We start from the raw sequence: 12,292 nt of genomic DNA, 5'->3' as shown, positions 1-12,292 counted from the left end.
TAGTTGAAAGTAGAACCTGAACCATTTCCAGCTGTATACGTACGAACATTTCCTTGATCATCATAATCAAATCGATACGTTTGAGAACCTTCTTTCTATATAAAGAAAGAAGGTGTCTCCAAAAGAGCATTTTTAATGACCTTTTGAGACACCTTCTTCAGCAATTTATTTCTCCTTAACCACTTGAATTACCTGTTCTATACTTTCTGCTACAAGTACGGGAGTCCAAATCCCCTCTCCATGTTCAGCTGTGTACACTGCACACTCTATATCTTTAGTGTCTACAAAAATAGGATCTCCTATATATGAATCTAAGCCAATTACAATCCAACCTTCTTGCCAAGATCCTTCTTCATCACTTATTAAACTTTCCCCACTATCGGTAATACGGAACCCAATCTGTCCTTCTTCTATTTCTTCACTATTAAATAACTCTATTGTAATTTCTTCTCCGTCGCAATCTAACTCAATTTCATTATCTTCTAAACCATTTACACACTCTAAAAGCTTTTTTAGTTTATTATGATACTCCAAGAAAAACATCCTTTCCTATTTAATCAATAAAATTCCAACGTGATAGAAATATCTCAATCATTCAATAAACCTATTAATAATTTATACGATCTGCTTCTTGTAATAATAAATCCAACCATTGTTCCTAAATCCCGTAAAACTTTCTTATTTCTTGAATGTAATTCTAATACTCTATTCTCCTCATTAATAGCATATATCGTACCTAAACTCATTGAATCTGCAAATACAAAATATGTATCCGGCATTTTCTTAGAGAAATATAATTGTTGAAAGCTAATTAAATCAAAAGGTTGATAGTACTGTTCCTGAATAGAGATTCCTTTTATCTTAGGAGTACCTGCTATTCGAACTAAACCGGCTAGTATGCTCCCATTCATTAGCGATAATAATTTTTTATAGGCTTTTGGAAATACAAGTTTCATCTCATTTTCGAATTGGTGAATTTCTTCCGAATTAAGAGGAGGATTTACTACATTCACCCAATTATTTTCATCTATATTTCCAAATAATCTGCTCCCAGTTCTTATAACTTTAGTATCGGTTCCATATATTGAACTTAGTCTTTCAATAATAATATTATTCACTTTTTACCTCCTTTATAAGTTCCTATCAGACAAATGTATTCTATTGTTATCTCATTCGCGATTGCCTATAGATAAATTTTCCTTTTGTAGGATTCCTCCAATTACCTCCATGAAGTCTTAAATGTTCTTTTCTTGTTACGAATCTTATATTATTGGGATTGGCTGCATAATGCGGATATGAATACTCGTTCATCTTTTGGAAATTTTATTATAATACGAAACGGATTAAGGCAAAATTAAAAATGAGCCCGGTACAATACCGGACTCATTTTTATCAAGCTGCCTAATGAAATAACCGTGTCTAATTTTTAGGGGTCACTTCATTATTAGGACGGCTTTTTTCTAACTTGTGCATATTAATTGAGTAACTATTATATCCCTTCGCCCCATCCTTACCTTTTTTCCCATGTACAATTGCTTTAGCTAAAATTTGTGTTGGGACATACCTTTCAGACTCTCCCATATGTTTAGCTGCTGAACTATCAAAATCCATTTTTCTAGCTATTCTATTCGATTGATAGTTTTGTACCTTCTGATATACTCGTTTTACAGCTTTAAATTTCCCTCCACCAATGGCACCCTTAGTGGCTGCCTTAACGACACCTTTCCATCCTTGACCTGATTTATAAGCCTTATAACCATCATAAGCCGCAAATCCAGCGTTAATTGCAAACCATACCCAATGCCCATCCGGATCAGGGGCCGCTGATAGGAACATTTCCCACGCTTTTCACCTTATAATACGTTTCAACAATTACTAGCTACGATTTAAATATTATGTCATATATATCTGTACTTTTTAGAGGAGTATTTATAAAAAAGCATTTTATAGTTCAAACTCTTTTTTATATAAACGGATTTTCTATTAAGCTTCCCTTTAACTCGTTATTCCACGACATCACTCAATGTTTTTAGTTGTTTTTCTAATGAACACTCAGTTGTTTTTTGATGTTGTTATACCAAACCGTGCCTTTTTTTAGCCATTTTTTCTGTATGTAACAAACGGATATCCTTGGTCACAATCATCAAAACCAAATTGAAAACGAAACTCTTCTTTCTAATTAAATATGTAAAGAAAGTGCCGTCTGATTTAATAATCAAACGGCACTTCAATTTCATTTTCCTATTCTAAGTACTTAACCTTCAAGATCTATTACTTATATAAAGAAAAAGAATACATTTTAAAACCTAATCCGTATATTCCTAATACTATTAATTAGCTTTATTCATCAATCTTTCTTTAATCGAAAAATTGGATCTTGATCATGAAAACCTATGCAAATAGGAATATTTAGCTCATAACTTTGAACACCTTTGATATATGCAATAATTGTTCGAGTAATTAAAAATATTATTGTCCCATGAGATGCGTTAGTAGTATCAAAGCCATCACTTTTATTATAAATATCACTGAACTCTCTCAAATTTGGTCCCTCTATGCTATGTTGCCAATCACATGCCCAGTCATCATCCTCTTCCTCTAGAGGGTAATAATCTTCACACAAATAAAACTGTCCATTCCAATTATTATCCATATCATATTCGAAATATAAACTCTTTATTTCATTTTCATTTAAATAATTTATACTGTCCGTAAAACTTTTTTTTAGTCCCTCTTCATATTCCCTCAAGTCTAAGTTTTTAATTTTTTGGGCAACCTCTATACCTGCTAATTGCTCACAAATCTTATAATATTTTTTTTCAATATCTTCGAGATTTAATAAAAAAATATCGCTTTGTAATTCATCTAAATATTCATAAATATCATTCATTATTTTTTATCTCCTTTTATTTTTCCAATATGGTGAATATAACATATCCGGATTTTTTGAACATGTTTTTTAAGACTTCTATAGGATTTTAAAAATTGTTTTTTATCACCATTGGCATGCTTATCAATCTTTTTCATATTCCTTAACATAAATTCGTGATACGCATTCGGGTGTCGACCTTGATGACGCATTTTCTTCTTATTCCAACCATGATCTAAATTCAAATCATATTTTTTTGTGATTTTTCCAAATTGTTTTGTGTACTTTTTACTCTTATTTGTTGCAAAGTGATGGACTTGAAAAGGTTTCTTTTTCATAGCCTGTAAAGTTGCCCTTTTCGCCGTTTGTTTTGCTACATAACGTGCGACATGCGGAGCAGCAAGTCTACCACCATGTATAGCTAATGGAATTACAAACTGAGCAAAATGACCATCTGGATCGGTCAGCATCACTGGATTATTATCACCATACGTATACCCATTCATGGTAATTGGGTCATCTTCATCACCCGGATCAGGATCCACCGATAAGAACACACCATGGTCTGGATTATAGTATCTCGCAATCAGATAATACATACCAATCTCTTTATCATACATGTATCCCGCATATCCAAATGGATTGTCTGCTGCAATACCTTTTGTATCACTCTTTAGTACGTTGCCCCACGAATCATATTCATACGTTGCTACAACTTCTCTATTTTGATCTGTCATCGCAATGACATCACCACGAGGGTTGTAGTGGTAGTATAACGTTTGTCCTTTTGATTTCATCGCTAGACGCGCGCCACTTGTTGAGTATACATATTGACGAAGTACAGTTCCACTACCATCCGTCTCGTATAACGGGTTAATACTGTCTCCATCATAGAAGTAACGTGTTACTTGGCCATTTACATTCTTTTCAATACGACGATTATCCTCATTGTACTTATATGTTGTGAAGGCATTGCTCTCACCTTGTTTTGTAATCGCTACAATTTGGTCGTCTTCATTCCATGTATACTTATACTTTCCATCAGACGTACGATTTCCATTCGCATCATACGTTAACGATTCGTTTCCGAATTTTACAAGTTGATTTCCTTCATTAAATGTTGCCGCTATAGATTTTGTTTCTTTTCCATTCTCTACAACTTTCACACTTGTACGGTTTCCAAATCCATCATATGTGTATGATTTAGTTGTTCCGTTTGGTAGTGCTTCATTTAATAATTGGTTAATGGGGTCATATACAAAGTTTGTTTCTGTTACTTTTCCGCCCGCACCTTCATGTTTAATCTTCGTATTGAAGTTTAAAGATAAATACATTTAACAATTGATAAAATAAAACAAGGGCTTTTTTGGAATCATCGGTTAAACTTGCAATTTAGTTGAAGAAGGCACAAACTGATGATGCGGAAAAACGTAGTATATAGAAGACTATGTAAGGAGTTTTTCATATGATTGATAACAGAATTTCGAAAGATTATGACCATGAAATAGATGATTCTTTAAAAGAAATTACAGATACAACCATCTTACTTAATTTTCAAAAAGCGATTGTAAGTTTATATCCTCATCTAATACCAATTCATGCTTTTGCCTATGACGCATGGGATGATATTGTAATGCCATTGTTTTATGAAATGGTATATAAAACCTTTGCTTTTAAATACGGGATAGATATTAACTTTAAAGAAACTCATACCTATATGTTTTCGCTTAATAGTTATAAAGGGATACATCACATCGAGTGTGTTCCAAAGTGCACGACATTTAAGATTTATATTAACGAAGAATGGATTGAAATGGATAATAAAAGTTTGAAAGAAAATGTATTTGTATTTAAGTCATTTGGGGATGGATTGCATTTTCTAACTGGTGGAATTGAAATTGCAGATGCTTATCGTGTAGGATTTGACCTTGTTGAGGTTGATATTGTTTCTACCATAACAGGTCTTCCATCTAAAACAAGTATTTTTATTGATAAAGAGCATGTAGACTTTGTGTTTGTTGCAGAAACATATGATACAAATATCCAAAATTAAAAATTTCATGTAAGAAAGTAGGAAGAATATCTTCATTACTACTAGTACCAAATAGTTATTTGAACACGCTCCGCTATTATATATACAAACTTCCTACTACATTTCATATGAGAAAAAGTTATTACGATAAACAAAGAAAAGGTCTCCTAAAATATATTTTAGGAGACCTTTTCTTCATTACACTTGCATCGCTTTCTCTCTCAATGCTCTTCTTAACAACTTACCAGTCGTATTCTTCGGTAATTCTATTAAAAACTCAATGCTTTTCGGCACTTTATATTTCGCTAAATGTAACGTGCAGTAATGCATTAGTTCTTCTTCTGTTACGTTCATTTTCTTCAAAACGACGTAAGCTCGTACGGCTTCTCCTAAGTTTTCGTCAGGAACACCGATTACGACAACTTCCGCTACAGATTCGTGCGTATATAATACTTCTTCTACTTCACGAGGATATACGTTATAACCGCCAACTAAGACGATATCTTTTTTACGATCAACGATATAGAAGTAACCTTCTTCATCCATTTTTGCTAAGTCACCTGTATATAGCCAGCCATTTTTCAACGTCGCAGCTGTATCTTCTGGTGCATTATAGTACCCTTTCATAACGTTAGGTCCGCGAACAATTAATTCACCGACTGCGCCGACAGGTACTTCTTCCCCTAGTTCATTCACAATTTTATTTTCTACATGCCAAATATTTGTACCAATTGATCCTGGTTTACGTGGACGATCTAGCGGGTTGAAACAAGTAACTGGTGATGCCTCTGATAAACCGTATCCTTCTGAAACAATAACGTTAAAACGTTTTTCAAAGTTTTGCAGAAGAGCAACAGGCATCGATGCACCACCGGAAATACAAAGACGAAGCGTCTTCACATCTTCTGCGCTTGCTTCTTCAAATAAATATAAATAATTGTACATCGTCGGTACGCCAGCAAAAATCGTTGGTTCGTACGTGCGACAAATACGGAATACTTCTTTCGGACTAAATTTCGGTAACATTAAAATTGTTGCCCCGTTCACAATCGGTGCATTTACCGCAACTGTTAAACAGAACACATGGAACATTGGCAGTGCCGCAACGACGCGATCGTCAGCAGTAAATTGTAAATAAGACGCAACATCATTCGCATTACTATATAAATTTTTATGTGTTAACATAGCGCCTTTTGGTTTTCCAGTTGTACCTGAAGTGTATAGGATAACCGCTACATCTTCTTCATCTAGTTCAGGGCCTTCGTATTGTAAGTCTCCAGCCCCCACAAAACTAGTAAACGTTTTCATTTTTTCGGTTTCTGTATGGTTAAAATCTGATGAGGTTTCGCATATGATGATATTTTCTAATGAAGGAAGTCTTGTTGTAAGAGATTGTATAACAGGTAGAAGGACGTCGAGTACGATGATTGTTTTTACATCTCCATTTTGTAAAATGTAATGCATTTCGTCTGCTGTATAAATTGGATTAACTGGAATAACAGTTGCTCCAGCTTTCATTGTTCCGTATAAACCGACCAAAAAATGTGGTGAGTTCCCAACAACTAATGCGACATTGTCCCCTTTTCCAATGCCCATTTCTGCTAAATTGCTAGAAAACCTTGTGACCATTTTGTTTAATTGGTCATATGAGACCGACTGATCCATAAATATATAAGCCGGTTTATCCCCCTTCTTTTTTGCCGTTTCAGCCAAAGATTGAACGAGATTCACAAAAACCCCACCTTTATAAAATTTAGAATATTTAAAAATTCTAAATTAATTATATTAAAAGAAAATTAAAGTAGCAAGTGATATTCTATTAACTGCATATAGACAGATCACCTTCTCTTAGTTTACTTTGGAAAAATAAGGGGATTTTATTTGCAAGTAATTTATAACACTAGACCAAAAATCATTTTAGGATAATATGCACTCATCTTTTCTTTAAGCTTTTCAAGTTCCTCTTTATTTAAGTTCGTATACTCTCCATACAAATTCAAAACGTCCGCTCCATTTTCATGAAAATACACGGTAACATATAACGTCGGTAACCCTTTATTGTTTTCATCTATTGATAAGACGACATCTGGCGTTTTATTAACAGTGCTGAATGTTTCATTTCTTTTCCATTCCTTATTTTGAAACCTGTCCTGTATATCCTGTATCTTTCGTTTGTTATCTGTATGCGTAAAATATATAACATTATCCCGCGCTGGCTTTCCGATAGATAAAAGGGTACGACTTGAGGAAGTTTCACTGTTACACGCTGCAATCCCAATGACGAATCCGAGCAATATTACAATGTGTATGACCCTTTTCATATCGATCCGCCTCCTTTTCATATATATATTCCTTTATAAGAGGCAGATGTCCTGTAAGTATACATTTTGTGGTAAATGGAATTATATCGACAAAACTACAAAAAGAAAGAGGCTGCCTTTATGGCAGCCTCCCTCATTTTTAGAAGAATAAATGTAAGAAATCTTCAGTTGTAATGTTACCGAAGTAGCGTGCGATATCTACGCCTTCTAAAGCTGCAGTGAATGTATCTTTATCGAACTGAACGCCTGTTAGACGCTCTTCGATATCATGAACATCTAGTGAACCGAAGAAGTCGCCGTAAATTTTGCATTCTGTTACTGTTCCTTTTTTCACTTCCAGACGAACGTCAACTTGTCCAACTGGGAAGCGGTGTGAATGTTGTAAGTTGAACTTCGGTGATTTTCCGTAGTTCCAGTCCCAATTGCGGTAGCGCTCTTCAGAAAGTTTATGGATTTCTTTCCAATCCTCTTCTGTTAATTCATACGTTGGGATTTCTGTTTCTCCTTCGAAAATTGTTTCTAGAAGAAGTTGTCTAAACTCTTCTGTCGTCATTTCTTCGTTTAGGAACTCTGTAATGTTCGCAACGCGGCTACGGATTGATTTAATTCCTTTTGATTGGATCTTATCCATTTTTACTTTCAGTGCTGATACGACGTGATCGATTTCAGAGTCAAATAGTAACGTACCGTGACTGAACATACGACCTTTCGTTGAGAACTGCGCGTTACCTGAAATTTTTCTTCCTTCAGCTAAAATGTCGTTACGACCACTTAGTTCTGCATTTACACCTAATTTACCAAGCGCTTTCGTTACAGGCTCTGTGAATTTTTTGAAGTTGCTGAAACTATCTCCATCATCTTTCGTGATAAAGCTGAAGTTTAAGTTTCCTAAATCATGATATACTGCGCCTCCGCCTGATAGACGACGAACGACATGAATACCTTTTTCTTTTACGTAATCTGCATTAATTTCTTCTACTGTGTTTTGGTTTTTACCAATGATAATCGAAGGTTCGTTAATGTAGAACAGTAAATATGTTTCGTTAATATCTAAATTTTTCACACAATATTCTTCAATCGCTAAATTTATTCTAGGATCTGTAATTCCTTTATTATCAATAAATAACATCGTATCACCTCATGAGTTCCATACGTAGCCACTATGCGCTAGCGTAATATGGCCACTGAAAATTTGTTTTGCTTCTGTTACTAAATTAGATGGGTTTCCTGTATGCGGTAAGTGCGTTAATAAAAGTTCTTTTACATTCGCATCTTTTGCAATACTTGCTACTTCTGTACTATTCATATGCCCTGCTTTTGCAGCCTCTTGATGTGCATACATATTACACTCACAAATGAAAAGATCAGCATCTTTCGTGAATGGAATGAATTCAGGAATATAACTTGAATCAGCGCTGTATACTACAGCATCATCTCCAGCTGTAATACGCATCGCAAAGCATGTAACAGGATGAACAGTTTTTAAGAACGAAATCGAGAACGGTCCAACTTGAAGTGTTTCTTCTGGATTGTACGCGATTCCTTTCGTATGTGGTTCATGTGTTAAAGAATGGAATCCATTCTCGTCAAACGTATGACCGTATATTGGTAATTCCGGTAGTTGCCTTGTTGTCGCACTCGTAATTAATCTCGCATATTGCAATACCCCAATGTCCGCAACATGATCGTGATGATAGTGTGACAGTACAACTGCATCTATATGAGATGGTGTTATATATTTTTGAAGCTGTGCTAGTACACCACTACCACAGTCTACAAGTAAACGAAAACCATCGTGTTCAAACAAATACCCCGACGTTGCTTCTCCCGCTTCTGGAAATCCGCCCCAAAAGCCGACAACAGTCATTTTCATATGTATCCATCCTTTCTAAAACCGAGTAGGAATGCATGTTTCACTTACATTCTACATTGTTAACTATAATCCATTTCCTAAACTTTTTCATTAATTTTCAATTTTGTTATAAAACAGTTGTTGACTTTTATTTTTTGTACTAATACAATAATAGTAAGAAATGGAAATGGAGGGATTGACATGATTGATCAACCAATGGAGTTTTTCAGAAATTTACCGACGAAAACTTGTGCGCACTGTGGGAAAGAAATTGATGAGCAACACGAAGCATACCATAACAAATGTGATGACTGCGTTCACGAAGAATAGTAGTTTATGAACATAAAAAAACCTAGCAGACATAGTCTACTAGGCTAATAACATCGTATCCTTCTTCATCGTTGAACCTTTCACCAAGAGCTCCAGTTCAAACTCATACAATTCTTTTTGTCGATAATTTTTCGTATGGATTTTATCCATCATCAGGTCGACAACTTTTCGGGCCATCTCATCGATTGGCTGTTCAATTGTCGTAATACCTGGCTCTGTAATCTGTGATAATATTTGATTATCAAAACCGATAACAGCGAGATCATCTGGAATGCTCCAGTTATGGTGCTTCGCCTCTGAGATAATTCCAGCTGCTACCTCATCGCCTCCTGCCAAAATCGCGGTAGGATTTTTTTTGTCCTTTAATACTTCATGGAATATTCGTTTTCCATCCTCCCAAGAGAAAGCGTTTTCAAGAAAATCAATCGCTTCTACTTGGCGGCTCTTCTCAGTTATTGCACGTAAAAAGCCCATTTTTCGCTGCTGGCTAACTAATTTGGTTTCGTTACCACGGCAAAAAATAAGATTGCGATATCCTTGATCTAACACATGCTTCGCAGCTATGTATGCTCCTTGCGCATGATCAAACTTCACTGTTGGAATATTTGCTTCCTCAATATATTCATTACATAACACGATTGGACCGTGCTGTAAGTATGGCTCTACATCTTCCCACGGATTTTCTAGTGAACATAGAATAATCCCATCTACTTGTTTCGTAGATAATAATTGTAAATACTCCATCTCTTTTTCAGGTAAATATCTTGTTTGACAAATAATCAGTTTATATTTATGTTCAGAAGCTGCAATCTCGATTGCTTCAATAAATCTACTGAAAAAAGGATTTGTAATCCTTGGAACTAGCACCGCAATTGTTTCCGTTTTTTGTTTACGAAGCCTTCTCGCCGCAGAATTAGGAACAAAGCCTAAATGCTTCATTGCTAATTGAACCCTTTTTTTCTTCTCATCTGAAACATATGGATGATTATTAATCACCCTAGAAACCGTTGTCCTTGATAACCCCGCTAATTTCGCCACGTCCTCTATAGTCGACACGAAATTCTCCCCCTTTGCATGAAAACGTTTTCTTAAATTGATTATATAGTATATTATTGGAAACTGCAATATCGGTTGTTATGATTTTACTATATTAATATTATACATAGGTAAAAGTCTGTTAATGGAGGGGCAATATACTGCTTTTAGACATTTACGGTAGGTACATTCCTTTTCTTAATACCATATATCCTTTATTCAATATAAAAGCCCATCAATACATCGTCTCCATATGATCCATCTTCATACTTTATTTGCTTTCGTTGTCTCCCTTCTTCTACAAAACCCATACGTTTGTACACTTTAATTGCCCGATCATTAACAGAAACTACACCTAAGCAAATTTTCTCTAAACCTTTCTGCCCTTTAGCCCAACTAATAAGAAATTCAATTAATTTCGTGCCGATGCCTTGATTACAATACGCCTCTTTAATCCCCATTCCCATTGTGCCTGCGTGTTGTAACCGTTCTAGTTCATATCGGTTGAAAAGTAAAAAGCCAACTACCTTCCTATCTACTTCATACACGATATAGAGATTACCTTTCTCATTGCTTTTCCGTATCTTTTCTCTTTCTGCATTACTATCATTCGGTAACTTCTTTGGGGATACTATGAAAAATTTTGTAGTAGTTTCCGATAATATAATTTCTTTTCTAATATTCATAATTGCTTCTGCATCAGTCTCTTTTACTAACCGTATCATTGAATCACCTCGTACTTTTTCTTTTTAAAAATAATATTAAAACTATAAAACGTCCAATATGCAATATTACATATCGAGAATCTTTTTACTCTTGATACAATATTCATAAATCAAAATAAAAGGAATATATGGAATGAACCCTATCTTAACAGATGCAAAACAACTATTACATAAAGAAGAAAAAATTTTATCTACTTTAAAATGTTCACTTACTGGCTATATGATTACGCATAAAGTCCCGTATCCTGGCATGTTACTTGCTACTAATCAAAGACTTCTCTTTTTTAGCCAATATAAAAACACATTCATTGCCGAATTTGATTATGAAAAAATTCTATCCATAGAAACGAAGAGAAGAATCTTTGACAAAAAAATAATATTTTACTATGAAGATGAATATATAACGCTTGGATACATTACAAGTTCGAATGTTGAAGCGTTCATAGACTTACTACAAAGAAACAGCAAGACTAGCACAGGCTTATAATCAGCGGGGATCCCCTCGCTGATTCATTATTTTAACTCCTCCCACTTCGTCCAAACTTCTCTCCCGTTTATACGGTACATACTATCCTCTCTATCCATAAACCTATGTACAATAAATTCACGTCTAATTGTACAAAAATCATCATGATATTGTTTTATAAATGTATTAATTTCTTTTTCTGTATATTGATTTTCAGCATTTAACTTGCTAATTAAATGCTCTAACAATACTAATTTTTTCTTCTTTTGACCTGGAATCGATTTTAAACGATTCTCTTTATCAAAAAAGTTACGAATGGTCGTATCACGGAATTTCATCTCACTTTCAGTCATTTTTTATCCTCCATCGGTTTTTATACAATAAAATTTATCGTTTATCTTTACTATCCTTCTTCATTCTTTCACTTACAACATCCATAAAGTAATATCCACTAATTAGCACATAGTAAAATAAAAGTATCCCTAGTATATCTTTCATACTCGTATATTCTTTTTTCTGAAACAAGATAGGTGAAAGAGAGAAAACGAGAAAGAAGATTAATGGATATAAGATAAAATAGTAAGTAGGATTGCCTTTCATCATATCAACTCCTCTACCCTATGTTTCTCTGTAAATTGTTGTAATTCCTTTTCTTTCGTTTC

Annotated in this window: 15 protein-coding genes and 3 pseudogenes; 4 read left to right on the top strand and 14 right to left on the bottom strand. The window is 34.5% G+C overall.

Translation table 11 applies throughout. The features are described from left to right. Positions 1 to 165: 165 nt before the first annotated feature. Together DOS87_RS05755 and DOS87_RS05750 are read right to left on the bottom strand one after the other, a co-directional pair. Entirely contained in the window at positions 166 to 543 is a 378-nt protein-coding gene (locus tag DOS87_RS05755) for a hypothetical protein (RefSeq protein WP_098578394.1), read from the bottom strand. A gap of 44 nt (positions 544 to 587) precedes the next feature. Next, on the bottom strand, positions 588 to 1,118 hold the full coding sequence (locus DOS87_RS05750; RefSeq protein ID WP_223840592.1) for an SMI1/KNR4 family protein: 531 nt from the start codon (positions 1,116 to 1,118) through the stop codon (positions 588 to 590). A gap of 206 nt (positions 1,119 to 1,324) precedes the next feature. Between DOS87_RS05750 and DOS87_RS30590 the strand changes: the two are divergent. Next, positions 1,325 to 1,405: pseudogene (locus tag DOS87_RS30590) on the top strand (IS3 family transposase); the annotation flags it as partial. A gap of 14 nt (positions 1,406 to 1,419) precedes the next feature. Here DOS87_RS30590 and DOS87_RS30040 read toward each other — a convergent pair. From DOS87_RS30040 to DOS87_RS05730, 4 genes and pseudogenes are all read right to left on the bottom strand, one after another. Next, on the bottom strand, positions 1,420 to 1,836 hold the full coding sequence (locus tag DOS87_RS30040; RefSeq protein WP_223840593.1) for a hypothetical protein: 417 nt from the start codon (positions 1,834 to 1,836) through the stop codon (positions 1,420 to 1,422). Positions 1,837 to 2,347: 511 nt separating this feature from the next. Beyond that, entirely contained in the window at positions 2,348 to 2,890 is a 543-nt protein-coding gene (locus DOS87_RS05735) for a hypothetical protein (RefSeq protein WP_097892301.1), read from the bottom strand. Next, positions 2,890 to 3,150 (bottom strand): annotated as a pseudogene (locus DOS87_RS30035) (AHH domain-containing protein); the annotation flags it as partial. The gene DOS87_RS05735 and the pseudogene DOS87_RS30035, both read right to left, overlap by 1 nt. A 158-nt stretch (positions 3,151 to 3,308) precedes the next feature. Continuing rightward, positions 3,309 to 4,179, bottom strand: a pseudogene (locus tag DOS87_RS05730) (RHS repeat-associated core domain-containing protein); the annotation flags it as partial. Positions 4,180 to 4,334: 155 nt separating this feature from the next. Here DOS87_RS05730 and DOS87_RS05725 point away from each other — a divergent pair. After that, positions 4,335 to 4,922 carry a hypothetical protein gene (locus DOS87_RS05725; protein ID WP_000566763.1) on the top strand — a complete coding sequence of 196 codons (588 nt, stop codon included), beginning with the start codon at positions 4,335 to 4,337 and terminating at the stop codon, positions 4,920 to 4,922. 177 nt (positions 4,923 to 5,099) lie between these two features. Here DOS87_RS05725 and DOS87_RS05720 read toward each other — a convergent pair whose 3' ends face one another. From DOS87_RS05720 to DOS87_RS05705, 4 genes are all read right to left on the bottom strand, one after another. After that, positions 5,100 to 6,632, bottom strand: a complete 1,533-nt coding sequence (locus tag DOS87_RS05720) for a fatty acid--CoA ligase family protein (RefSeq protein ID WP_001055171.1) — start codon at positions 6,630 to 6,632, stop codon at positions 5,100 to 5,102. 161 nt (positions 6,633 to 6,793) lie between these two features. Beyond that, on the bottom strand, positions 6,794 to 7,222 hold the full coding sequence (locus tag DOS87_RS05715; protein WP_000832165.1) for a hypothetical protein: 429 nt from the start codon (positions 7,220 to 7,222) through the stop codon (positions 6,794 to 6,796). 139 nt (positions 7,223 to 7,361) lie between these two features. Continuing rightward, positions 7,362 to 8,351 carry a lipoate--protein ligase gene (locus DOS87_RS05710; RefSeq protein ID WP_000897261.1) on the bottom strand — a complete coding sequence of 330 codons (990 nt, stop codon included), beginning with the start codon at positions 8,349 to 8,351 and terminating at the stop codon, positions 7,362 to 7,364. A gap of 9 nt (positions 8,352 to 8,360) precedes the next feature. Then, positions 8,361 to 9,095, bottom strand: a complete 735-nt coding sequence (locus tag DOS87_RS05705; RefSeq protein WP_098577895.1) for an MBL fold metallo-hydrolase — start codon at positions 9,093 to 9,095, stop codon at positions 8,361 to 8,363. Between the two features lie 180 nt (positions 9,096 to 9,275). On the opposite strand from DOS87_RS05705, the gene yhfH reads away from it, so the two are divergent. After that, positions 9,276 to 9,404 carry a protein YhfH gene (gene yhfH / locus DOS87_RS05700; protein ID WP_000567010.1) on the top strand — a complete coding sequence of 43 codons (129 nt, stop codon included), beginning with the start codon at positions 9,276 to 9,278 and terminating at the stop codon, positions 9,402 to 9,404. Between the two features lie 39 nt (positions 9,405 to 9,443). On the opposite strand, the gene DOS87_RS05695 is transcribed toward yhfH, so the two are convergent. Next, positions 9,444 to 10,460, bottom strand: coding sequence for a LacI family DNA-binding transcriptional regulator (locus tag DOS87_RS05695; protein WP_000103710.1), 1,017 nt, complete (start codon positions 10,458 to 10,460; stop codon positions 9,444 to 9,446). 194 nt (positions 10,461 to 10,654) lie between these two features. Further along, positions 10,655 to 11,164: a GNAT family N-acetyltransferase gene (locus tag DOS87_RS05690; RefSeq protein ID WP_000620472.1), complete on the bottom strand. Its 510-nt coding sequence runs from the start codon at positions 11,162 to 11,164 to the stop codon at positions 10,655 to 10,657. 133 nt (positions 11,165 to 11,297) lie between these two features. Between DOS87_RS05690 and DOS87_RS05685 the strand changes: the two genes are divergently transcribed. Next, entirely contained in the window at positions 11,298 to 11,651 is a 354-nt protein-coding gene (locus DOS87_RS05685) for a PH domain-containing protein (RefSeq protein WP_001068229.1), read from the top strand. A gap of 26 nt (positions 11,652 to 11,677) precedes the next feature. Here DOS87_RS05685 and DOS87_RS05680 read toward each other — a convergent pair whose 3' ends face one another. Continuing rightward, positions 11,678 to 11,983 (bottom strand): DUF2087 domain-containing protein, encoded by a 306-nt coding sequence (locus DOS87_RS05680; protein WP_000140302.1) that lies wholly within the window; start codon positions 11,981 to 11,983, stop codon positions 11,678 to 11,680. A gap of 34 nt (positions 11,984 to 12,017) precedes the next feature. Further along, on the bottom strand, positions 12,018 to 12,233 hold the full coding sequence (locus tag DOS87_RS05675) for a hypothetical protein (RefSeq protein ID WP_002083046.1): 216 nt from the start codon (positions 12,231 to 12,233) through the stop codon (positions 12,018 to 12,020). Positions 12,234 to 12,292 lie beyond the last annotated feature (59 nt).

The sequence above is a fragment of the Bacillus sp. CR71 genome (genome assembly GCF_003429245.1).
In the GTDB taxonomy this organism is placed as follows: domain Bacteria; phylum Bacillota; class Bacilli; order Bacillales; family Bacillaceae_G; genus Bacillus_A; species Bacillus_A thuringiensis_S.
The sequence above is the reverse complement of the archived record's forward strand: the minus strand, read 5'-3'. Positions and strand labels throughout refer to the sequence as shown.